At 56.5% G+C, this 22,550-nt stretch carries 19 protein-coding genes and 1 pseudogene; 12 read left to right on the top strand and 8 right to left on the bottom strand.

The annotated features are described in order from the left end of the window. Positions 1–88: 88 nt before the first annotated feature. Positions 89–895 (top strand): annotated as a pseudogene (locus JZ655_RS05150) (MFS transporter); the annotation flags it as partial. A gap of 43 nt (positions 896–938) precedes the next feature. Next, on the top strand, positions 939–1,316 hold the full coding sequence (locus JZ655_RS05145; protein ID WP_207293163.1) for a VOC family protein: 378 nt from the start codon (positions 939–941) through the stop codon (positions 1,314–1,316). 344 nt (positions 1,317–1,660) lie between these two features. Here the strand turns inward: JZ655_RS05145 and betT are convergent, their stop codons facing one another. Continuing rightward, on the bottom strand, positions 1,661–3,694 hold the full coding sequence (betT, locus tag JZ655_RS05140; protein ID WP_046884374.1) for a choline BCCT transporter BetT: 2,034 nt from the start codon (positions 3,692–3,694) through the stop codon (positions 1,661–1,663). A 128-nt stretch (positions 3,695–3,822) separates the two neighbouring features. Between betT and betI the strand changes: the two genes are divergently transcribed. From betI to betA, 3 genes are read left to right on the top strand one after another with little or no spacing between them, the layout of a single operon-like run. Continuing rightward, a complete protein-coding gene (gene betI, locus JZ655_RS05135; protein WP_207293813.1) occupies positions 3,823–4,410 on the top strand; it encodes a transcriptional regulator BetI in 588 nt (195 codons plus the stop codon). 13 nt (positions 4,411–4,423) lie between these two features. Beyond that, on the top strand, positions 4,424–5,896 hold the full coding sequence (gene betB / locus JZ655_RS05130; protein WP_207293162.1) for a betaine-aldehyde dehydrogenase: 1,473 nt from the start codon (positions 4,424–4,426) through the stop codon (positions 5,894–5,896). A gap of 13 nt (positions 5,897–5,909) precedes the next feature. Continuing rightward, positions 5,910–7,574, top strand: a complete 1,665-nt coding sequence (betA, locus tag JZ655_RS05125) for a choline dehydrogenase (protein ID WP_207293161.1) — start codon at positions 5,910–5,912, stop codon at positions 7,572–7,574. A gap of 42 nt (positions 7,575–7,616) precedes the next feature. Here the strand turns inward: betA and JZ655_RS05120 are convergent, their stop codons facing one another. Next, entirely contained in the window at positions 7,617–8,315 is a 699-nt protein-coding gene (locus JZ655_RS05120; RefSeq protein WP_207293160.1) for a GNAT family N-acetyltransferase, read from the bottom strand. Positions 8,316–8,702: 387 nt separating this feature from the next. On the opposite strand from JZ655_RS05120, the gene JZ655_RS05115 reads away from it, so the two are divergent. Beyond that, positions 8,703–9,158, top strand: coding sequence for a hypothetical protein (locus tag JZ655_RS05115; protein ID WP_207293159.1), 456 nt, complete (start codon positions 8,703–8,705; stop codon positions 9,156–9,158). Positions 9,159–9,221: 63 nt separating this feature from the next. On the opposite strand, the gene JZ655_RS05110 is transcribed toward JZ655_RS05115, so the two are convergent. Further along, entirely contained in the window at positions 9,222–9,695 is a 474-nt protein-coding gene (locus JZ655_RS05110) for a cold-shock protein (RefSeq protein WP_207293158.1), read from the bottom strand. A gap of 256 nt (positions 9,696–9,951) precedes the next feature. Between JZ655_RS05110 and JZ655_RS05105 the strand changes: the two genes are divergently transcribed. Beyond that, positions 9,952–11,073, top strand: a complete 1,122-nt coding sequence (locus JZ655_RS05105; RefSeq protein ID WP_207293157.1) for a YbdK family carboxylate-amine ligase — start codon at positions 9,952–9,954, stop codon at positions 11,071–11,073. Positions 11,074–11,161: 88 nt separating this feature from the next. Here JZ655_RS05105 and JZ655_RS05100 read toward each other — a convergent pair whose 3' ends face one another. Next, a complete protein-coding gene (locus JZ655_RS05100; RefSeq protein WP_207293156.1) occupies positions 11,162–13,885 on the bottom strand; it encodes a cation-transporting P-type ATPase in 2,724 nt (907 codons plus the stop codon). 486 nt (positions 13,886–14,371) lie between these two features. Here JZ655_RS05100 and JZ655_RS05095 point away from each other — a divergent pair, with 486 nt between their 5' ends. Beyond that, positions 14,372–14,620: a DUF1158 domain-containing protein gene (locus JZ655_RS05095; RefSeq protein ID WP_207293155.1), complete on the top strand. Its 249-nt coding sequence runs from the start codon at positions 14,372–14,374 to the stop codon at positions 14,618–14,620. On the opposite strand, the gene JZ655_RS05090 is transcribed toward JZ655_RS05095, so the two are convergent. Next, positions 14,606–16,174, bottom strand: a complete 1,569-nt coding sequence (locus JZ655_RS05090) for an alpha/beta hydrolase-fold protein (RefSeq protein WP_207293154.1) — start codon at positions 16,172–16,174, stop codon at positions 14,606–14,608. The genes JZ655_RS05095 and JZ655_RS05090 overlap by 15 nt on opposite strands. 123 nt (positions 16,175–16,297) lie before the next feature. On the opposite strand from JZ655_RS05090, the gene JZ655_RS05085 reads away from it, so the two are divergent. Next, on the top strand, positions 16,298–18,442 hold the full coding sequence (locus JZ655_RS05085; RefSeq protein WP_207293153.1) for a TonB-dependent siderophore receptor: 2,145 nt from the start codon (positions 16,298–16,300) through the stop codon (positions 18,440–18,442). Positions 18,443–18,482: 40 nt separating this feature from the next. Here JZ655_RS05085 and JZ655_RS05080 read toward each other — a convergent pair whose 3' ends face one another. After that, positions 18,483–18,824: a RamA family antibiotic efflux transcriptional regulator gene (locus tag JZ655_RS05080; protein WP_040076707.1), complete on the bottom strand. Its 342-nt coding sequence runs from the start codon at positions 18,822–18,824 to the stop codon at positions 18,483–18,485. Between the two features lie 32 nt (positions 18,825–18,856). Then, a complete protein-coding gene (locus JZ655_RS05075; protein ID WP_207293152.1) occupies positions 18,857–19,960 on the bottom strand; it encodes an MBL fold metallo-hydrolase in 1,104 nt (367 codons plus the stop codon). Positions 19,961–20,150: 190 nt separating this feature from the next. On the opposite strand from JZ655_RS05075, the gene JZ655_RS05070 reads away from it, so the two are divergent. The 3 genes from JZ655_RS05070 to nfsB all read left to right on the top strand — a co-directional run bounded on the left by JZ655_RS05070 (position 20,151) and on the right by nfsB (position 21,873). Then, positions 20,151–20,738 (top strand): TetR/AcrR family transcriptional regulator, encoded by a 588-nt coding sequence (locus JZ655_RS05070; protein WP_040076710.1) that lies wholly within the window; start codon positions 20,151–20,153, stop codon positions 20,736–20,738. Beyond that, a complete protein-coding gene (locus JZ655_RS05065; protein ID WP_040076711.1) occupies positions 20,731–21,099 on the top strand; it encodes an MmcQ/YjbR family DNA-binding protein in 369 nt (122 codons plus the stop codon). The genes JZ655_RS05070 and JZ655_RS05065 overlap by 8 nt, the downstream gene beginning before the upstream one ends. Positions 21,100–21,219: 120 nt before the next feature. After that, positions 21,220–21,873, top strand: a complete 654-nt coding sequence (gene nfsB / locus JZ655_RS05060) for an oxygen-insensitive NAD(P)H nitroreductase (RefSeq protein ID WP_040076712.1) — start codon at positions 21,220–21,222, stop codon at positions 21,871–21,873. A 28-nt stretch (positions 21,874–21,901) separates the two neighbouring features. On the opposite strand, the gene JZ655_RS05055 is transcribed toward nfsB, so the two are convergent. After that, a complete protein-coding gene (locus JZ655_RS05055; RefSeq protein ID WP_207293151.1) occupies positions 21,902–22,510 on the bottom strand; it encodes a hypothetical protein in 609 nt (202 codons plus the stop codon). Positions 22,511–22,550: the final 40 nt, after the last annotated feature.

Here is a 22,550-nt window from a genome sequence, read left to right as displayed (position 1 = left end):
AGTAACACCCGCATTATGGCTGCTACCCACTTCCTCTGGCGGCCCCGGGTAACAAAGACGGGGCTCCGCCGCGCAGCAAGGCACAACTATGACTAATTCAACTCTCACTCAGCGTCAAAATGCTGAACATGATCGGCTCCCCATTGCCGCGCTTTTGGCGCTCGCCCTCGCAGGGTTCATTACCATTGTGACAGAAGCTCTCCCTGCGGGATTGTTGCCGCAGATTAGTGCTGGCATGAATATTTCGGGCGCGCTGGCCGGACAGTTCGTTACGCTTTACGCTGTCGGATCGCTGGTGGCTGCTATCCCTCTGATTACCGCCACGCAGGGCATGCGTCGCCGCCCGTTATTACTGCTCGCGCTGACAGGATTTGTTGTCGCAAATACCGTCACAGCGTTCTCTGGTAATTATGTCATTACGATGGCGGCAAGGTTCCTGGCCGGCGTTTCAGCCGGGCTCGTTTGGGCATTGCTGGCTGGCTATGCCGCACGTATGGTGCCAGACGAAAAGAAAGGCCGGGCTATTGCCATAGCGATGGTCGGCACTCCACTTGCTCTGTCGCTTGGCGTGCCTGCCGGCACTCTTCTTGGCAGCCTGATCGGGTGGCGCATGTGCTTCGGTATCATGAGCGTGATGGCGGTGGGGTTGATGGTATGGGTGCGTATCCGGGTGCCTGATTTTGCGGGGCTGGCTGCGGGTAAACGCCTGCCGCTGAGACAGATTTTGACGCTTGCAGGCGTCCGCCCGGTGTTATTTGTGGTACTGACGTTCGTACTGGCGCACAACATCTTTTATACCTACATTGCGCCGTTTCTGGCATCCGTGAACATGGCTGAACGAACTGACCTGATATTGCTGGTTTTTGGTGTCGCGTCGTTACCTGGCATTGGGGTTAGTGCCGCCTGACAATCCGGATCAGACCATAACAGGAGATAAAATGTCCCCTCTGAATGGTTTTCCCGCTGAAATGAACCTTACCGGGTTAGCCATGTTACGTCTGGCTAACGGTTGTAACGTTGAACTGTTTCAGACCTCCCCCACTGTTCAGGAACATTCTGCCAATCCTGGCCAGCCGGGAATTAATCACTTCTCGCTGTATACTGATGATATCCATAAGACTGCTGCCAACATGCGTTTACACGGAGCGCAAATGTTCGACGGGCCGTCAGACTGTTTCGCACAGGAAGAGGGTAAAGGTAACCAGACGTGGTTCGGCATGACGCCGTTTGGCATATTAATTGAGCTAATATCCCTTCCAGCCGGTGTACGTTACGATGAAGAAGCGACAGAACAACGTTGGATACCTGAGGGCTGATTTACCTGAGGGACTGCGTTCTCTGTAATCGGTTTGACCACTGAGTACGCATTCCGAATTATTATTGAAACATAGGCATGGTTAACCCTTATCGATAAGTCTTTTGCTGGCAACGATATGATCAAAGCGGAATGCTTTGACAAAGTTGCCACTCTGGCAGTCCCGGAAATTTATGATAAGAAATCAGCGGGCACTGACTGTGCCCCGAAAGTCCGCTTCTGGCACAGATTAGCCATTCATCCCTAACCCCAAACACATACCGTTTTTCGTGGTGCCTGGCGCTTACGCCAAAAAAAACGGCACCACACTTACGCATGGCGCCGCTCTTATTTTAACACTCCAGCTTACACATCCGGGAACATCACACTGTTCCCCGGCGCTTCCCTGTGCAGGTGGATAAAGTTCAGGTGCCGTTCATACTGGTCCAGAATATCCGTAATGACCTGCTCCTTGCTGTAATCCATCAGGTCATTGCCCTGGCTGCCCTCCAGCAGGAACGTCTCAAGCCGGTAGTAGGTTGATTTCCCGCTGCGGGCCCGATAGGTAAAGCCGGGCACGGAATACTGCTGCGGCCAGATCTGGTAAACAAAGTTCTGCTCGTCGCCCATATCCACCAGCAGATCCAGGTGCCCCAGGGTTTCGCCCTCCTCCGGCGGCAGGCTTTTCAGCTCGACGCGCGCGCCGCGCAGCTTCAGCTCCTGAGCCACCTCTTCCATTGCCGGGAAGCAGACCGTCTCCATCATCTGTTTGGTGTAACGCGTGCCCGGGTAGTTCATCAGGCGCGACAGACGTTTCTTCCAGCTCAGGCGGTCCTGCGAGCCCATCGGGCGCGGGGCGGTGTCGCGATTGGCACTTTCGCGGCGGTAGTCTTCCACCTTCAGCGATTTGTACAGCCCGGCCATCACGAAGAAGATCACAAAGCTGAACGGCAGCCCCATGATCACCGTGGTGTTCTGCAGGGCGGAAATGCCGTTGGTCATCAGCATGCCGAGCGTCAGCAGGCCAATAGCGACCGACCAGAAGATGCGGATCCAGTTTGGCGCGTCGCTGTTGATGTCCTTCAGCTTCGAGGTGAAGTTCCCCAGCACCAGCGCACCGGAATCCGCCGAGGTGACGTAGAACAGCAGGCCGGTAATGGTCGCCACGGAGGCGCTAAAGGTGAACGCCGGATACTGCGCCAGCAGGCTGTAGAAACCGCGCTCCGGGTGCGCCATCGCCTCCTGAGCAAAGGTCGCATTGCCATGGATAATCTCGTGCAGGGCACTGTTGCCGAACACAGAGAGCCACAGCAGGGTAAAGGTGAACGGGATAATCAGCGTCCCCAGCACGAACTGGCGAATGGTGCGTCCGCGCGAAATACGCGCCAGGAACAGGCCAACAAACGGCGACCAGGCCACCCACCACGCCCAGAAGAAGAGCGTCCAGCTGTTCATCCACTCCACCGGGCGGTCAAAGGCAAAGCTGTTCAGCGTCATGCCCATAAAGCGGTTCACGTAGTCGCCAACGTTCAGCACCAGCGCGTTAAGCAGGAACGAGGTGTCGCCCATAAACAGCACGAACAGAATCAGCCCCAACGCCAGCGCGACGTTCAGCTCGGAGAGCACGCGGATCCCTTTATCCACGCCGGAGGTGACAGAAATGGTGGCGATAATCACCGACAGCGCAATCAGCGCCGCCTTGGCCGCCATCGAATCCGGGATATCAAACAGCACGCTCAGCCCGTAGTTAAGCTGCACCACACCGATACCCAGCGTGGTAGCGATGCCGAAGATGGTACCGATCACCGCCGCAATATCTACGCTGTGTCCAATGGGCCCGTTGATTTTTTTACCGAAAATCGGATAGAGGGCAGAGCGGATGGTCAGGGGCAAATTATAACGATAGCTGAAGTATCCGAGCGCCATCCCCATCAGAGCGTACATCGACCAGCCGGTCAGGCCGTAGTGGAACAGCGTCCAGACCATCGCCTGGCGCGCAGCCTCCATGGTCTGCCCCGCCCCTTCCGGCGGCTGCATATACTGCGTGACCGGCTCGGCTACGGAGAAGAACATCAAATCGATGCCGATGCCTGCGGCAAAGAGCATCGCGGCCCAGCTCAGCAGGCTGAACTCGGGCTTTGACTGCTCCGGCCCGAGCTTCACCGAACCGAAGCGCGAGCAGGCAATGCACACCACGAAGACGATATAGAGCGTCGCCGCCAGCAGATAGTACCAGCCAAAGGTTTTCGACACCCAGTTGAGGGTGCGCCCAATCCACTCGGCAGAAAAATCACGAAAGAAGATCGTCGTCAGGGAAAACAACAAAATCAGCCCGGCGGAAGTATAAAAAACGACCGGGTTGATTTTGTCTTTTTCTCTGTCTTGTGAAAGGTCTGTCATCCAGTATCCCCACTGTTTTTGTAACTATTGAAATCCAAATCCGCAACAATTAAGACACATTTTATATTGAACGTCCAATCAAAAACCGCTTTAATGTATTACAAACGCTGATGAATGGAGTGGCAAAAATGCCCAAAGTGGGGATGCAGCCAATCCGGCGCAGGCAACTGATCGACGCCACGCTGGAAGCAATAAATGAGGTGGGCATGCACGATGCGACCATCGCGCAGATCGCCCGTCGGGCGGGCGTGTCCACGGGGATCATCAGTCACTATTTCAAAGACAAAAACGGTCTGCTGGAAGCGACCATGCGCGACATTACCGGCCAGCTGCGCGATGCGGTATTAAGCCGTTTACATGCGTTGCCCAACGGCAGCGCGGAGCAGCGATTACAGGCGATTGTCGGCGGCAACTTTGATGAAACCCAGGTAAGCAGCGCGGCGATGAAAGCCTGGCTGGCCTTCTGGGCGAGCAGTATGCACCAGCCGATGCTTTATCGATTGCAGCAGGTGAGCAGCCGCCGCCTGCTGTCGAATCTGGTGTACGAGTTTCGTCGTGAACTGCCGCGTGACCAGGCGCAGGAGGCAGGATACGGACTGGCGGCCCTGATTGACGGGCTGTGGCTACGCGCCGCACTGAGCGGCAAACCGCTGGACAAAAACCTGGCCCAGTCGCTCACCAGCCACTTTATTAGCCAGCATTTACCGACCGATTAACCGAGGAGAAATTATGTCCCGAATGGCAGAACAGCAGCTTTATATCAATGGTGGTTATACATCGGCCACCAGCGGTCGCACCTTCGAGACCATCAACCCGGCCAACGGCGAAGTTCTGGCGACCGTACAGGCCGCCGGGCGCGAGGATGTCGACCGCGCGGTTGAAAGCGCACAGCGCGGGCAAAAAATCTGGGCAGCGATGACCGCCATGGAGCGTTCGCGCATTCTGCGCCGCGCCGTGGAGATCCTGCGCGAACGTAACGACGAACTGGCGAAGCTGGAAACCCTCGATACCGGTAAAGCGTTTTCTGAAACCAGCACCGTCGACATCGTCACCGGCGCGGACGTGCTGGAGTACTATGCGGGCCTGATCCCGGCACTGGAAGGGAGCCAGATCCCGCTGCGCGATACCTCATTCGTCTACACCCGTCGCGAGCCGCTGGGCGTGGTGGCGGGGATCGGCGCGTGGAACTACCCCATTCAGATCGCCCTGTGGAAATCTGCCCCGGCGCTGGCGGCGGGCAACGCAATGATCTTCAAACCGAGTGAGGTTACTCCGCTCACCGCCCTGAAACTTGCCGAAATTTATACCGAGGCGGGTCTGCCGGACGGCGTGTTTAACGTCCTGCCGGGCGTGGGCGCGGAAACCGGCCAGTTCCTGACCGAACATCCGGGCATCGAGAAGGTCTCCTTTACCGGCGGCGTCGCCAGCGGCAAAAAGGTGATGGCGAACTCGGCTGCCTCGTCCCTGAAAGAGGTGACGATGGAATTGGGCGGCAAATCACCGCTGATTATTTTCGATGATGCGGATCTCGATCTTGCGGCAGACATCGCCATGATGGCCAACTTCTTCAGCTCCGGCCAGGTGTGCACTAACGGCACCCGCGTGTTTGTGCCTGCAAAATTTAAAGCCGCATTTGAGCAGAAAATTGTCGAGCGCGTGGGCCGCATCCATGCGGGCGACCTGTTCGATGAAAACACCAACTTCGGCCCGCTGGTCAGCTTCCCGCACCGCGAAAACGTGCTGCGCTACATCGCCAAAGGCAAAGAGGAAGGCGCGCGCGTGCTGTGCGGCGGCGACGTGCTGAAAGGTGAAGGCTTTGACAACGGTGCGTGGGTGGCCCCGACCGTGTTCACCGACTGCACCGACGAGATGACTATCGTGCGCGAGGAGATCTTCGGGCCGGTGATGTCCATCCTCACCTATGAAACCGACGAGGAAGCGATTCGTCGCGCCAACGACACCGACTACGGGCTGGCGGCGGGCATCGTCACCGCCGATTTGAACCGCGCCCACGGCGCCATTCATCAGCTCGAAGCGGGCATCTGCTGGATCAACACCTGGGGTGAATCCGCCGCAGAGATGCCGGTCGGCGGCTATAAACACTCCGGCATTGGCCGCGAGAACGGAGTGATGACGCTCCAGAGCTATACCCAGGTGAAGTCCATCCAGGTTGAGATGGCTAAATTCCAGTCCATATTTTAACCGGGAGGTTTATTTGCAATTTGACTACATCATTATCGGAGCCGGCTCTGCCGGCAACGTGCTGGCAACACGACTGACTGAAGATCCGAACACCACCGTGCTGCTGCTTGAAGCGGGCGGCCCGGATTACCGTTTTGACTTCCGCACCCAGATGCCCGCCGCGCTGGCGTTTCCGCTGCAGGGCAAGCGCTACAACTGGGCGTATGAAACCGAACCAGAGCCGTATATGAACAACCGTCGCATGGAGTGCGGACGCGGTAAAGGTCTGGGCGGCTCATCGCTAATCAACGGCATGTGCTACGTGCGCGGTAACGCCATGGATCTGGATAACTGGGCGAAGGAAACCGGGCTGGAGCACTGGAGCTATCTCAACTGCCTGCCCTACTACCGCAAGGCGGAGACCCGCGACGTGGGTTCGAATGACTACCACGGCGGCGACGGTCCGGTGAGCGTTACCACCTCTAAACCGGGCGTGAACCCGCTGTTCGAGGCGATGGTAGAAGCGGGCGTGCAGGCGGGTTATCCGCGCACCGACGATCTCAATGGCTACCAGCAGGAAGGCTTCGGGCCGATGGATCGCACGGTCACGCCGCAGGGTCGACGCGCCAGCACCGCGCGCGGCTATCTGGACCAGGCGAAGCCGCGCCCGAACCTGACCATCCGCACTCACGCCATGACCGATCACATTATCTTTGACGGCAAACGCGCGGTGGGCGTCGAGTGGCTGGAGGGCGAAAGCACTATCCCGTCGAAAGCAACGGCGAATAAAGAAGTGCTGCTGTGCGCGGGGGCGATTGCCTCTCCACAGATCCTTCAACGCTCCGGCGTGGGCAGCGCTGAACTGCTGAAGCAGTTCGACATTCCGCTGGTGCATGACTTACCCGGCGTGGGTGAGAACTTGCAGGATCACCTGGAGATGTATCTCCAGTACGAATGCAAAGAGCCGGTCTCCCTCTACCCTGCCCTGCAGTGGTGGAACCAGCCGAAGATTGGTGCGGAGTGGCTGTTTGGCGGCACCGGCGTGGGCGCAAGCAACCACTTCGAAGCGGGCGGGTTTATCCGCAGCCGCGAGGAGTTCGAATGGCCGAACATTCAGTACCACTTCCTGCCGGTAGCGATTAACTACAACGGCTCGAACGCGGTGAAAGAGCACGGCTTCCAGTGTCACGTCGGCTCCATGCGCTCGCCGAGCCGCGGGCACGTGCGGATCAAATCCCGCGACCCGCATCAGCATCCGGCGATCCTGTTTAACTACATGTCCCATGAACAGGACTGGCAGGAGTTCCGCGACGCGATCCGCATCACCCGCGAGATCATGCACCAGCCCGCGCTGGACAAATACCGTGGCCGGGAAATCAGCCCGGGCGTGGAGTGCCAGACCGACGAGCAGCTGGACGAGTTCGTGCGTAACCACGCTGAAACCGCCTTCCACCCGTGCGGCACCTGCAAGATGGGCTACGACGAGATGGCGGTGGTAGACGGCGAAGGCCGTGTTCACGGGCTGGAAGGGTTACGCGTGGTGGATGCGTCGATCATGCCGCAAATCATCACCGGCAACCTGAACGCCACCACCATTATGATTGGCGAGAAAATTGCTGATGCGATCCGCGGGCGCGAGCCGCTGGCGAAAAGCACGGCAGCCTATTATGTGGCGAACGGCGCACCGGTTCGCCGGTAAGTCGTCCTTCACCTCTCCTCCTCTCCTCACTGGAGAGGGGGATTATTCGCGAAACGCTTCCAGTTTTTTAATCTGCCGCCCTTCCCCGTCAAAATTCTCCGCCGCCAGCCAGGCACACAGCGCCGCCTCTTTTTTTGGCCACTCACCATCGATAATCGAAAGCATATCGCTGTCGCGCGTTCGGCCCTTGCGCACAATTTTTTGTCGCAACCGCCCTTCCCAGGTGAACCCCAGCCGTTCGGCGGCCCGGCGCGAGACCACGTTCATTGAGTCGCACTTCCACTCCAGCCGACGATAGCCGTGCGCGAAAGCATTTTTCAACAGCAGCCAGATGGCTTCGGTACCCATCGGGCTGTGACGCATTTTACGCGACCAGGTCACGTGACCAATTTCTACCGTTCCCATCTGGCGGTCGATCGCCATGTAACACACTACCCCCACGGCCTGGTCCGTGCGGGTATCAATCACCGCATAGGGCACCAGGGCATCGTCCATGACTTTGCCCAGCAGCCAGTGTCGGGTGACCTCCACGCTTTCCGGCAGGTTACTGGCCATCCACGTCCAGTCGCTGCCATCACCCAGCGCAAAAGCCTCAAACAGATCGACGGCGTGGCGGGCGGCATCCAGCGGCTCCAGTCGGCAGAAGCGTCCTGGCAGAAGCGAGCGGGGTAAAACGCGTGCGCCATTCCAGCCGGGAACGACGTCATTAACAGTCTGACCAAATTCATTAATTTCCGGCACGGTGCCCCCCCCTTTGAAATGTAAAGACTTTGTTATATCAGGATAAAAAGCAGGCGAACAGAGGATTTTTACGCCTGGATCCCGACATTCTGGAAAGCGCCTCGCAAATCGAAAAGTTAGCGGGTGCATTTCGCGGTTTTGACTGTTATTTGCCAGGGCGGGGCCGTAAAGTGCCTGAGTTGCGGGCGCTCTGCAACCGGGTGTAGGAACCCAGACAGGATGACACGACATTCACTTTGCCACGCCGTTAAAATCGCGGTAGCGCTGGCGGAGCAGCCGGTTGGCTGGCCGTTTTGTCGTGTACGGTATTCCTACCTCCGTCAGTGCTACCCCTCACGAGCACAGAAAATTTCGCTGTCAGGAGCTTTTATAGAGAAGGAATACGACATGACAACAAAATCGACATACGTTTACGCCTCATCCACTAACGCGTTAGTTCAGCAACTGATCGATACGCCGCTTGCCACGACGGCAGAACTTCCCGAACTGGCTGATATCAGCGCGGCACTGGTTAGCGTGCTGAAGGAGACCGACGCGCACGACACGCGTAAAGCCCTCTGCGAAAAGCTGCTGCAAACCCTTGGGCAGATGCGGGAGTGCGACACGAGCGAGCCTTCCCCGGAACTGATTGCGCAGTTGATCGAAGGTGAAAGATTCAGCACCAGCGTGCCGGCGTGCTGGCAGGAGATAACCGTTCAGGTGGATTATGCCCTGGCGTTGACGCAGGCCGTTCTGGGCGGAACGTTGCCAGCCAGCGTGGAGAGTTCACTTACGGGGCTACTGCATGACATGGTGTGGATGCTGGAGGAATTTGTGAAGGAGTCGTCCGGCGCGGCACAGTAAGTGCAGAGACAACCTATAAAGCCGAAATTCTGCTTCTCATTGCTGCAGAATTTCGGCACAGGATCACTTCAGCAGCTTCACCGTGGCATCGATGTCGATCTCATCTTCGGTGAAGATCAGCGTTGTGTTCTGGAAAGTGGTGATGGCCAGCTTCTTCACGGCGCGCATTTCGCCTGGCTTCTTATCCGCTTTTGGCCTGATATTGCTCATCAGGATCCCTACTGAAAGCACCGCGTTCTCTTTATCGATCCCGGTCTCAACAGGTTCATCCTCACTGAAGACCACGAAAGATTTGATCGAGGTAAGCTTCACACGCTCGCCCGCAATAAAGAGGTATTTGCTTTCGGGGATCACCTTCACGGCATACGCCGAGAGGCCTTTGTTATTGGTGGTCGGTTCAAAGGTCACCACCGCATCTTTTTTGATCAGATCAGGGTTAGCGACCTTAATCACATGAAAATAGCGGTTGTCACCGTTCTCATCTTTGATAAATCCAAAGCCTTTATCTTTAAACCACGTTGTGATTGTTCCGTTCATCGCTTTTACCGCCTGTCTGATCGTTCATAACTCAATTTTTGCAGCGCGCAGTGTAAAGCACAATGGGTTTTGAGGCTATGGGGAGACAAGGAGAGAAAAAATCGGCAATGACGGTCAGTGAAGATCAAGGCGGGATGAAACGCGCCCCGGCAAAACGCGGTGAGTAGCCGGGGTGTGCCGATACCGGCAACTGACCAGCGAGGGCGAACCGCCTGCGTTGTCTATACTGAAATGATACCTGACAACGGAGTGTGCCATGCCTTTACCTGACTTCCACGCCTCTGAACCCTTCACGCTTGGCATTGAACTGGAGCTACAGGTGGTCAACCCACCGGGCTATGACCTTAGCCAGGACTCCTCCGCGCTGATTGCCGCGGTTGAAAACGAGATCCAGGCCGGTGAAGTCAAACACGATATCACCGAAAGCATGCTCGAAATTGCCACCGGCGTGTGCCAGAGCATTGACCAGGCCGCCGCACAGTTTTCGGCTATCCAGCAGGCCATTCTGCGAGCAGCCAGCGAGCATCATGTGCAGATCTGCGGCGGTGGTACCCACCCCTTCCAGAAATGGCAACGCCAGGAAGTGTGCGACGACGAGCGTTATAACGTCACCCTGGAGCGCTTTGGCTACCTGATTTTACAGGCGACGGTCTTCGGGCAGCATGTGCACGTGGGGTGCCGCACCGGTGACGACGCTATCTATCTGCTGCACGGTTTATCCCGCTTTGTGCCGCACTTTATTGCGCTGGCGGCCTCCTCGCCCTATATGCAGGGCACCGACACCCAGTTTGCTTCATCACGGCTGAATATCTTTTCAGGCTTCCCGGATAACGGCCTGATGCCCTGGGCACCTAACTGGCAGGCGTTCGAAGGGCTTTTCCGCCGGCTTAGCTCCACCAGCATGATCGACAGCATCAAAGATCTGCACTGGGATATCCGCCCCAGCCCCCATTTCGGCACCGTGGAGGTGCGGGTAATGGACACCCCCCTGACGCTGGGCCATGCCATTAATATCGCGGGTCTGATTCAGGCCACCTCGCACTGGCTGCTGACCACCCGGCCTTACAAACATCAGGAGCAGGATTTTCTACTGTATCGGTTCAATCGCTTCCAAGCTTGCCGCTACGGTCTGGCGGGCATTTTGACGGATGTTCACAGCGGTGAGCAGAAGACCATTGCAGAGGATATCGCATGGTTGCTGGAGCGCGTCGCCCCGTCAGCCGAAAAGCTGGGGGCGACAAGCGCGATTCAGGAGATTGGCCTGATGTTGAAACAGGGTAAAAGCGAGGCGCAGCGCATGCGTGATTTCGTCGCCGACGGCGGGTCGCTGATCACCCTGGTGCAGAAACATGCTGAGCTGTGGGCAACGAGTCCGTAACGCTTACGGACAGGAATGATGGCCTAAAGGCGCGTGATCTCCTCTCGCCCTCTCCCCGTTGAGGAGAGGGCGGGAGGAACCATGTATCTTATGCCGCCTTACGGAACCTGCGGGTCAATCTTTTCTCAATTTCGACAACAAAGAACATTGCGCCAGCCACCGCCAGGGTGACGAACCAGTAGCGCAGTGACAACGCCTCGGTACCGAACAACATCTGCATAAATGGCAGGTAGATAATCGCCAACTGCAGCAGAAGCAGTACACCCGTTACCAGCCAGATACCTTTGTTAGCCAGCAGGCCGCGGTTGAGGGAGAAGCCCTCGGTGTTGCGGCAGTTAATCATATAGACCCACTGGGCGCAGACCAGCATCTGCAGAAGCACAGTGCGGGTAAATTCGGCGCTGTGCCCACGCGGCGCCAGCCAGGCTTCCAGCGCAAAGGCGGCGATGGCAATCATGGTGCCAACGAACGCCACGCGCCATACGGCATAGGCATCCATCACATACTGCGCAGTCTGGCGCGGCGGACGCTTCATGATGTTGCGCTCGGCGGCTTCGAAAGCCAGGCCGAAAGAGAGCGTGGCGGAGGTTGCCATGTTCATCCACAAAATCAGTACCGGCGTCAGCGGAATGACGTTCCCCGCCAGCAGGGCGATGATAATCAATAGCCCCTGCGCGAGGTTGGTCGGCATAATGAAGAGAATGGTCTTCTTCAGATTGTCGTAAACGCGGCGCCCCTCTTTTACCGCGCTGGCGATAGTGGCGAAGTTGTCATCGGTCAAGACCATCTCGGCCGCCTCTTTAGTCACTTCGGTGCCTTTAATACCCATCGCAATGCCCACATCCGCCTGACGCAGCGCGGGCGCATCGTTCACCCCGTCACCCGTCATGCCGACAATCTCGCCCTTCTCCTGCAAGGCCTTGACCAGGCGCAGCTTATGCTCCGGGCTGGTACGGGCGAAAATGTCATACTGCACCGCCGCGGTCGCCAACGCTGCATCGTCCATATGCTCCAGCTGATAGCCGGTTATCGCCTGGCTGCTGTTAGCAATTCCCAGCATCTGCCCAATGCTCATGGCCGTCTGCGGGTGGTCACCGGTGATCATCTTCACACGGATCCCCGCCTGCTGACAGGCGTGGATGGCATCGATCGCTTCCGGGCGCGGTGGATCCATCATGCCGGCGATCCCCAGCATGATCAGCCCGCTGCTGAGATCCTCATGACGTAGTGCTGGCTTGTCGGCGGCAGCCGGCTTAAAGGCGGCGGCAACCATGCGCAGCCCCTGCCGGGCAAAGCGCGCCATCTCGTCTTCCCAGTACGCGCGGTTGAAGGGCTCGGCGCCGTTGCGGGTCTGCTGCTGCTCGCAAAGGGCGAAAATCACGTCCGGCGCGCCGGTAATTAAAATCTGCGCGTCGTTGCCCACCTGGTAGTGCGTGCTCATGTACTTGTACTGGGAGTCGAACGGGATTTTGCTAATAAGCGTGGTCGCCACGGGGCTTAGCTTCGCTTTAGCGGCCAGCACCTTCAGCGCCCCTTCGGTCGGCCCGCCGGTAATGCCCCACAGGCCGCGCTCGTCCTTAACCAACTGGCTGTCATTGCAGAGGTCAATCGTGCGCAGATATTGCTCCAGCACGGTGCCTGGCTGGATTTGTACCGGCTCGTCGCTGCCCTCAAGGCAGATCTTCCCCTCCGGCTCGTAGCTATTACCGTCCACGCTGTAGCAACTTTCGGCGGTGATGATTGCCTTCACGGTCATCTCGTTCATGGTCAGGGTGCCGGTTTTATCCGAACAGACCACGGTCATTGCCCCCAGCGTTTCCACGGTAGGGAGTTTGCGGATGATCGCCCGCTTACGCGCCATCGCCTGCACGCCCAGCGACAAGATAATCGAAATAATGGCCGGCAAACCTTCCGGCACGGCGGCGACCGCCAGGCTTATCAGGGAGAGAAGCAGTTCACCCAGCGGGATATCGCGCAACAGGATGCTAAAGACAAACAGCGCCGCCATCATCGCCAGGATAATGGCGAAAATCGCTTTGCCCAGCTTATCCATCTGTACCAGCAGCGGTGTGCGGTGCTTCTCTATACCGGCCATCATCTGGTTGATGTGCCCAAGTTCAGTCTCTTGCCCGGTGGCGATGACCACGCCCACGCCACCGCCCGCGCTGACGGTCGTGCCTGAAAAGACGAGATTGGTGCGATCGCCCAGCGGCAGTTCGCCGTGCAGCACATCGGTATGTTTATCCACCACCGTGGATTCCCCGGTCAGTATCGCCTCTTCCACGCGTAAATTATGCGCTTCAATCAGACGCATATCCGCCGGAATACGATCTCCTGCGCGCAAGACAATAATATCGCCCGGAACGATTTCAGTGGTTGGAATGGTTTCGTGCTCGCCGTGACGAATAACACGCGCATCGCTAGAGAGCATATTTCGAATACTTTGCAGCGATTTTTCGGCGTTGCTTTCCTGAACATGACCAATTAAGGCGTTAATGACCGCCACGCCAAGAATAACCAGCGTATCGACCCAATGCCCCATTACCGCCGTTAATACAGCTGCCGCCAGCAGTACATAAATCAGGACATCGTTAAAATGGGCCAGAAAACGCAGCCAGGCAGGTTTCGCTTTTTTCTCTGGCAACGCATTCGGGCCATATTTATTTAAGCGTTCATCCGCCTCGGCGCGGCTCAGACCGTTAGTGTGGGTTTGCAGCGCGGCCAGAGTCTGCTCCACGGTCTGCTGATACGCCAGACCAGAAGCCTTGTTGTCAGGGGATGGCGAAGACGGCGGGTTAGGCATTTTCGTCATAGTCAGTTCCTTTAATTTCATGTGAATGGCAGCCGGAATTCCTTTCTGGCTTATTAAAATGGGCGTGAAATAAATTAATAAGTTGTGGCAAAAATTGATTTATCGCAATATATTCTAAAAAGATAATGGCAAAACTCAGCACAACTTATTTCATATAATGATTTTCACAAAATATTTCTAAACCAACCTTAAACAAGGGGGAAGCATGTTTGGTATTTATCGCGGTCGCCGCCTGGCGTTATATATTGTCGCTGCCATTGTTATCGCCACGTTAATTGGATATAGCACCTACACTTTCGTTAAATTATTTTCCGTGGGATGACATTAATTTACACGGATAAGGATTACTTGAATATTCTCCACTAAAATAATGCAATTCCGGCGTACATCGGCGGATTATTATCCGCCCTCGCGGCCAGAGGTTTATATTGCTTTACGTTGCGCTATCCCGGACAATGCTATTTTTAACTGACGATTAACATTACTATGAAACACCCGTTAGAATCGCTGTTAACGGCAGGCGGCATTTTGCTGATGGCCTTTCTCTCCGTGCTGCTGTTGCCCGCGCCCTCGCTGGGTCTGTGGCTGGCGCAAAAGCTAATGACCACCTTCCATATGGTCGATTTGAATCAGCTTTACACTATTCTGTTCTGCCTGTGGTTTCTGCTGTTGGGCGCCATTGAATTTTTCATCCTGCGTTTCATCTGGCGCCGCTGGTTCTCACGGACGTCGTAAATCGGTGAAATCGCGCATCCCCTGGACCAGCGCTTCGCACCACGCCGTGTAATCGTGACCGCTGGACCACGGGTGAAAACTCACCCGATACCCTTTCTCTTTTAGCACCTGCTCAAACTCCAGGGTATTCCGGTAGATACCGCCATCCGGACCACTGCTTTCAAACCTGCCGGCCTGCAGCCAGAAGCGAATCGGGTAGCGCGGGGCATGCTGATACTGACGTGTTAACCAGCTTGCCTCTTCGCCTTCAGGCGCCCACCAGTAAGAGCCGGACAAACTCAGCACATTGCCAAACAGGCGTGGATAGCGTAAAGCCACCCACGAGGCGGCAAGGCCACCGTAACTGGAGCCCGCCAGCACTGTTTTTTGCCGCTGTAAAGCCACGCCCTGACCCCGTAGCCAGGGCAGAAACTCGTGGGCCATGGCATTGGCGAAGCGCGGATTAGGCGGCAACTCCTGACTACGGCGGGCGTGATCGAGGCTATCGATAAAGACCACATTTATCGGCGGCAGAACATGCCGCGTAATTAAGCTATCGAAGATATTGGCGACGTGATAGTCGCGCTGATAGATCTGCCCGTCGAAGAGGATGAGCGTCCAGCGCGCTGGCTGCGCGCTGCGCGGCCGGTAGAGCAACACGTCGCGGCTGTTGCCAAGCTGGGTGCTGGTAAAGGTGTGACGGGTAAGCGAGCCATTCACAATGGGCGTGGCGGCGGCCTGCGCGGAACAGTAGCGCGTCGGGCTGAGATCAAGCAGTGAATAACGATTCCAGCGATCCTGCTTACCCTGCACGGCAGTGTGGGGGTTGAGCGGATCGGCCTGTGCGCTGACCAGGATCGCCCGACGTTGATCGCGTGGGGAGCCGGTGATAACCGGCACATCCGGCGCCAGCTTGTACTGCATCAGGGTATCGGAAGGCACTACATAGCTACGAAACCAGACGTCGCTTTGCCCTAACCGGAACAAGGGGTCATGGTCGCCCGCCGGTGACCCAAGAATGAAGACGTTTTCCCGCGCGCCGCGCCAGAGGAAAGTCACCCGCTTGTGGTCGGCGTCCACCGGCTCCACCATCGGCGTTCCCTGTCGACGCTGCGCCTGCCAGAACGCCTCAGTACTCCCACCAGCAGCAACCGTTTTTGCCAGCGCATTCAGAGTCGGACTTTCAGGCTCAAGCATCTGCACGCGCGGTAATGCGGAGGTTTCTCTTATTCGCCACTGAAAATGCCAGGGTTGACCCGGTTCGCCGTGCAGCACCAGGGAGGTGTTCTGGCGCACCGGCAAAGCGAAGAGTAGCGAGTGTTCGCCGTCCGCCGGGCCATTCTCAATCAGGGTGCGAACCCGGCTATTTTGTCCATCCAGCAGGCGGGCGTCCGTTACCCCTTTTAGCGTGGCCGAGACATAGTTTTCATTCAGTTTCGGCAGCGTAAAACAGACTTCGCCGCTGGCATCAAATTTCCCCTGTACATCCCCCTGAAGGGAAGAGTGTTCACAGGTCGCCGCCATGGCTGGCAGTGTACTTATTCCTAACAGCAACCCACTCCACACCCTTTTCATTTACGCCCTTTCCTCGCAAAATTTGTCAGTAACGCTAATGCAAATGGTAATTGTTTGCAATATCATTTAAAACGTTTTTACCGGTGTTTTTATGGCGATAGCAACCAAGGATAGATAATAAAAATGTTTAAAAAGAATAAAGTAATGCGCCTCTGGCTTATGAGCCTGGCGACAGTCAGCATGGTGGCTCAGGCCGCAAACAATGAAGAAACGCTTGTGGTTACGCAGGGTGTGAGTCAGGAGCCCACGGCCCCGGTCACCGGCATTGTGGCCACCAAAACGCTCTCCGCGACGAAAACCAGCGCAGAAATTTTGAAGACGCCGCAGTCGGTCTCGGTGATCACCCGCGACCAGATGGCAATGCAGGATGTCACCTCCGTATCGCAGGCGCTGCGCTACTCCGCCGGGGTCTTTACAGAATACCGCGGATCATCCAACCGTAACGACGAGGTCTTTGTGCGCGGCTTTAGCTATGTGCCAAAGTTCCTCGACGGGCTGAGCTTTGGCGCAACCGCCTCTTCCCAGACGGGGACGATCGATCCATGGTTACTGGAACGGGTGGAGCTGATACGGGGTCCGGCATCCGTTCTGTTCGGTCAGGTAAACCCTGGTGGTTTAATCAGCATGACCAGCAAACGCCCCACCGCAGAGGCTATTCATAATGTGCAGTTTCGCACCGGCAATCATGATCTGGCAGAAGGCGCATTTGATTTCGGCGGCAAGCTTAGCGACGATGGTCGCGTACTGTATCGTGTGAACGGCATTGCTCGCACCCAGCATAACCAGGTGGACGATTATAAAGAGACGCGTATGGCGATAGCCCCGGCGATCACCTGGTATCCAAACGATCAGACGCGCTTTACGCTCCTCACCAGCTACCAGAAAGATCCCGATGCAGGTTACCGCAATTTCCTGCCCGCCTACGGCACGGTAAAGAGCGCTAACGGCCAGTACATTCCCTACGATTTTAACGTGAGCGATCCCAGTTACGACCAGTCCTGGCGCGAGCAGACCCTTATCGGCTACGAGCTGGAGCACCAGTTCACCGATAATATGACCTTCCGCCAGAACGCGCGTTACGCCACTATCAAGCAGAAGTATCGCTACCTTGTTTATGCCAATAGCGCCGCCAACAGCACGCTGCTGACCCGCCGGGCGCAGCGTGAAGTGCGCACCACCAACGAGTTTGGACTGGATAATCAGCTGGAGTATCTGGCCAATACTGGCGAAGTCAGCCACATTCTGCTGGGTGGCGTTGACTACAAGGCCAGCAAAGATAAACAGCTGTTGGCGCGCGGCGCCGGCACGCAGTACGACCTCGACTGGACCCGCCCGGTCTACGGCGTGAATGTCGATGAAAGCACGTTCAGCACCGCAACGGATGAACAGCAAAATCTCGACCAGATGGGCCTCTATCTGCAGGATCAAATGAGCTGGAAAAACTGGGAGTGGCTGGTTTCCGGGCGCTACGACTGGAGCGAAGTTCGCACCAAAGACTTCACGGACAGCAGCGTCACCCAGCAAAACGACAGCAAATTCACCTGGCGTACCGGCCTGCTGTACGCCTTTGATTTTGGCCTGTCGCCCTATATTAGCTACAGCACCTCCTTCGAACCGAACCTGCAAACCAACCGCGCGCCGGGCGTCGGGCCTTTTAAACCGACCACCGGCGAGCAGACGGAGATTGGCCTGAAGTATCAGCCAGTGGACACCACCCTGATGACCCTGGCGCTGTACGATTTAACCCAGGAGAACGTCGCAACGTACAACAGCGCCGAAGGCTGGTTTGAGAACGCCGGCAAAGTTCGCTCGAAAGGGGTTGAAGCAGAGATCCACGCCACGCTGATGGAGAACATCAACCTGATTGGCTCCTATACCTGGACGGATGCAGAAAACAAAAGCACCACGGTGGCAGGGACGGAGGGCAAAACGCCGGCGCGTATACCCGCCCATATGGCCTCTGCCTTTGCCAGCTATACCATTCCCGGAGGCGCGCTAAAGAGCCTGACCGCAGGCGTGGGTATGCGCTACATCGGCACCAGCTACGGCGATGCGAAGAATACGTTCAAGGTGCCCTCGGTCGATCTGTATGACGCCATGGTGAGCTACGATCTCGGCGAGCTGAACAGCACGCTGAAAGGCGCCAGCGTGCAGTTCAACGTGAATAACGTGGCGGATACCCGGTATGTGGCTTCGTGTGCAAGCGATACGGCATGCTTCTATGGCATTGGCCGGACGATGACCGCCACCGTGAACTATCGTTGGTAAGAGGAATGTCGCCCTCTCCCCTGGCGGGAGAGGTCAACCTTCAGTGCGCCCGATAGTGGTTCTCTTTGCGATACGCGCCAGGCGGCTGATTGAAGGTGCGGGTAAAGACCCGGGTAAAGGTCTGCTGGGAATCAAAGCCGTAACGCAGGCAGATGTCATAGACCTTTTCATCTGACTCGCGCAGATCGCGCGCCGCCAGCAAGAGTTTGCGCTCGCGGATATAGCGTCCCAGACTCTCTCCTTTGTACTGCATAAAAAGCCGCTGCAAATGCCATTTCGAATATCCCGCGTGACGGGCGATATCATCAATGCGCAACGGCTGATGGAGGTTGTCGTCGATCCACTCGACAATCGTATCAATGACCTGAGCGGAAATAGTCATACTGCTCTCCCCTTCTCTTCCTCGGGTTAACATTATTTCCACCACTCGCGAAAGTGCTGCGTGGCGCTACTAACATCTACCGGCTCGCCGGGTTCTGGCGTTAACAGCCGATAATTTTTATCTTTACTGGCGCGGGTGAGCTGGATCAACGGGTCGTCCCAGGTGTGCTTAGCCAGCACGAAGCGTCCGTTATGCCCCGGCACCACCGCTTTGGCCTTAATATCCACCGCGGCCTGTGCCGTTTCGTCCGGCTGCATGTGAATGTATTTCCAGTCCTGGTCGTACTGACCGTTTTCCATGATGGCCAGTGCCACCTCGCCAAACTGCTCGCCAATGGCGCTGAAGTGCGGCCCGTAGCCAGAGTCCCCGCTGTAGTAAACCTTGCGCTGCGGGGTGACGAACATAAAGCTGCCCCACAATGTCTGGTTACGCTTCAGGCCGCGCCCGGAGAAGTGGCGAGCGGGCAGAACGTGAACGGTGAGTGCATCGCTCACCGGCACCGACTGGTTCCAGTCGCGTTCGTCAATAATGTCTGGGTTCATGCCCCAATAACGCAGGTGTGAGCCCACGCCCAGCGGCGTAATGACACGCTTCACCTTTGGCATCAGCGCCTTAATGGTGGCGTAATCGAGATGATCGTAATGATCGTGAGAGATGATCAGCAGATCGATCTCCGGCATCGCCTCTGCCCGCCACGGGTAGTCCCCGGTAAAGGCTTTATTCAGAAACGAGAAAGGCGCCGCGTAGTTACTGAACACCGGATCAATCAGGATGCGCTTGCCCGCCAGCTGCAGATACCAGGAAGAGTGACCCAGCCAGACCAGGGTTTCCTGCTCCAGCGGCAGGCTGGCCAGATCGGTGTTGACCATTGGCAGCGGTGCCGCCGGACGCGCATTTTCGGTTTTGGTCATCAAAAAGCCCCACCATGCCGCCAGCATATTTTTCTGACCGGTATAGCCCGGCGTTGGCAGGGTGTTGTGGAACTGGCCGTCGCGGTAGTGAGGAGAGGCCTCCACTTCGCTTAGCTGTGCGCCCTGAGGCGGTTGTCCAAAACCCGCATTGAAGACAAAAGGCAAACTCGCCGCTGACGCAAGAATCATGACCAACACCACGCTTACAATGAGAGGTTTCTTCATATCCCGACCCGATTTCGCGCTCCATCCGATGGTATGCGCGGGCAAAACTTGATTATGAGAGAGTAAGCACTCATTATAGGAGTGAATAGAATGTCGTCAAGACGTTTTCAATCTTTGACATTCCGCGTTGCAGCCATATGAAACGCATGCTTCAATACGCTTTTTTACAATTGACACGGGAGGATATTTAGTGGCACGTCCGAAAAGCGAAGATAAGAAACTGGCGTTACTGGAGGCGGCAACGGCTGCATTTGCCCAGTCTGGCATTGCCGCCTCGACGGCATTAATTGCCCGTAACGCGGGGGTCGCTGAAGGGACTCTGTTTCGCTACTTTGCTACCAAAGACGATCTGCTGAATGCCCTCTATCTGCACCTGAAGCAGGATCTCTGCCAGTCGATGCTGGCGAACCTTGATCGCACCATCACGCTACCAAAAGAATATACGCGTAATATCTGGAACAGCTACGTTGAATGGGGTATTCGCAATCCGGTCTCCCACGCGGCCATTCGCCAGCTGGGCGTCAGCGAGAAAATCAACAATGAGACCGAGCAGGCAGTAAAAGAGATGTTCCCGGAGCTGCATGAGCTTTGCCGCCGCTCTATCCGCCAGGTCTTTATGTCCGACGAGTTCCGCACCTTTGGCGATGCCATTTTCTTATCCCTGGCCGAGACCACGATGGAATTTGCCACCCGCGATCCCTCTCGCGCCGTGGAATTTAAATCGCTGGGCTTTGAGGTGATGTGGCGCGGCCTCGCCTCGGAGGAGGACAATGGATAGTCGTACCTTGCAGGAGCAGGCCAAAAAAGTGGCGCTGGAGCTCCCCTTTACGGAACATTGCTGGCCGTTTGGCCCGGAGTATGATGTTTTTAAGGTGGGCGGGAAAATATTTATGCTGATGGGCGTGGCGCGCGGGCGGGCGCACGTGAGCCTGAAAGCCGATCCAGAAAAATCCCTGCTCAACCAGGCCATCTACCGCAGCCTGGAGCCGGGGTATCACCTGAATAAAAAACACTGGATCTCCCTCTATGCCGGCGATGATATTACCCCTGAGCTGGTTACCGATCTGGTGCTGGACTCCTGGCATCTGGTCGTGGATAAACTGCCCAAACGTGACCAGAAGCGTATTCGCCCTCAGTGATTGTTCGCCTCAGGCGAACAGTTTAAGCGCATTTAACGCACTTATCATTTCACGTTTCCCCTGGTAATCTGCTCAGCTTACGCCTCGCTGAGGGGCGGATCTTATTCACCAGGAGCTGTTATGGATATTATTTCTGTTGCTTTGAAACGCCACTCCACCAAAGCCTTTGACCCGAGCAAAACCCTGACAGACGAGCAGGTAGAGAAGGTGAAAACCTTGCTGCAGTACAGCCCGTCCAGCACCAATTCCCAGCCGTGGCACTTTATCGTTGCCCGTACGCCAGAGGGCAAAGCCCGCGTGGCAAAATCGGCCGCGGGCGGTTTTGTTTTTAACGAACGCAAAATGCTGGACGCGTCGCTGGTGGTGGTGTTCTGCGCCAAAACTGCGATGGACGACGCCTGGCTGGAGCGCGTAGTAAACCAGGAAGAGGCCGATGGCCGCTTCGCCACCCCAGAGGCCAAAGCCGCCAACCATAAAGGCCGCACCTTCTTTGCCGATATGCACCGCAAAGATCTGAAAGATGACAACCACTGGATGGAGAAACAAGTCTACCTGAACGTGGGTAACTTCCTGTTGGGCGTGGCGGCGCTCGGACTGGACGCCGTGCCAATCGAAGGCTTTGATGCCGCGGTACTGGACGAAGAGTTTGGCCTGAAAGCGCAGGGCTTCACCAGCGTCGTAGTGGTGCCGGTGGGCTATCACAGCGTGGAAGATTTCAACGCCTCCCTGCCGAAATCTCGCCTGCCGTTAAGCACTATCGTGACCGAGTGCTAAAAGCAAACGGGCCGCACTCTGCGGCCCGTTACAATTTTACCTTACTGATCACCAGCCTGCGATGTGGATGCACATTTTTATCGTCACCCCATGCAAAGGTAATCCACCGCGCCTCCAGTTCAGCGTAAGATGCTACGGGCGTTAATTGCCAGACCTCCCCGACTGTGCCGTCTGCTACGCTAATCTGATACTGCATGCTGTACGCCCAGTCGATCATCCTCAACCAAAAACGCTGGCCATCGCCGGTCTGTTCGCTGTCTGATACCACAATGTCGTACTCATTTAAGAGCCACTGGAAAAAAAGCTGCGGAAACCCGCTAATGACAGGCTGATGAACCGTACGCGGGGTACGCCAGACCATAACCTGAGTGGCTGCCCCGTGGGGAAAAGTGATCTCATTTTGAAATTGCAACTTAACGGCATAGGCCGTATAGGGCTGCCCCTCATCCGTTGTCACTATCCGGTATTCGTCCCCATAAAGGGATTTTAAGAGGCGATAGCCGACAGGCAGGACAAAACCCGGCAGCGCGAAGGCTGCGGTACCGCGGGCCAGAAAGGCTTCCGTATGTTCGATATTACGGGCGATAAGCCCCAGCTTCTGGCTGAATTCAGCAGATTCAATCATCAGTGGCGACATGGGGGTTGTTGCTCATTTCGTCATTATAGGCCACTTTACT

This window comes from Leclercia pneumoniae (assembly GCF_017348915.1).
GTDB lineage: Bacteria > Pseudomonadota > Gammaproteobacteria > Enterobacterales > Enterobacteriaceae > Enterobacter > Enterobacter pneumoniae.
The sequence above is the reverse complement of the archived record's forward strand: the minus strand, read 5'-3'. Positions and strand labels throughout refer to the sequence as shown.

Coding starts and splice junctions, on each gene's coding strand:
- JZ655_RS05055 (WP_207293151.1), bottom strand. CDS start 22,510: ATGTCGCCACTGATGATTGAATCTGCTGAATTCAGCCAGAAGCTGGGG.
- JZ655_RS05110 (WP_207293158.1), bottom strand. CDS start 9,695: ATGAACGGAACAATCACAACGTGGTTTAAAGATAAAGGCTTTGGATTT.
- JZ655_RS05100 (WP_207293156.1), bottom strand. CDS start 13,885: ATGACGAAAATGCCTAACCCGCCGTCTTCGCCATCCCCTGACAACAAG.
- JZ655_RS05075 (WP_207293152.1), bottom strand. CDS start 19,960: ATGAAGAAACCTCTCATTGTAAGCGTGGTGTTGGTCATGATTCTTGCG.
- JZ655_RS05085 (WP_207293153.1), top strand. CDS start 16,298: ATGTTTAAAAAGAATAAAGTAATGCGCCTCTGGCTTATGAGCCTGGCG.
- JZ655_RS05080 (WP_040076707.1), bottom strand. CDS start 18,824: ATGACTATTTCCGCTCAGGTCATTGATACGATTGTCGAGTGGATCGAC.
- JZ655_RS05115 (WP_207293159.1), top strand. CDS start 8,703: ATGACAACAAAATCGACATACGTTTACGCCTCATCCACTAACGCGTTA.
- JZ655_RS05105 (WP_207293157.1), top strand. CDS start 9,952: ATGCCTTTACCTGACTTCCACGCCTCTGAACCCTTCACGCTTGGCATT.
- betB (WP_207293162.1), top strand. CDS start 4,424: ATGTCCCGAATGGCAGAACAGCAGCTTTATATCAATGGTGGTTATACA.
- JZ655_RS05145 (WP_207293163.1), top strand. CDS start 939: ATGTCCCCTCTGAATGGTTTTCCCGCTGAAATGAACCTTACCGGGTTA.
- betI (WP_207293813.1), top strand. CDS start 3,823: ATGCCCAAAGTGGGGATGCAGCCAATCCGGCGCAGGCAACTGATCGAC.
- nfsB (WP_040076712.1), top strand. CDS start 21,220: ATGGATATTATTTCTGTTGCTTTGAAACGCCACTCCACCAAAGCCTTT.
- JZ655_RS05065 (WP_040076711.1), top strand. CDS start 20,731: ATGGATAGTCGTACCTTGCAGGAGCAGGCCAAAAAAGTGGCGCTGGAG.
- JZ655_RS05090 (WP_207293154.1), bottom strand. CDS start 16,174: ATGAAAAGGGTGTGGAGTGGGTTGCTGTTAGGAATAAGTACACTGCCA.
- JZ655_RS05095 (WP_207293155.1), top strand. CDS start 14,372: ATGAAACACCCGTTAGAATCGCTGTTAACGGCAGGCGGCATTTTGCTG.
- betT (WP_046884374.1), bottom strand. CDS start 3,694: ATGACAGACCTTTCACAAGACAGAGAAAAAGACAAAATCAACCCGGTC.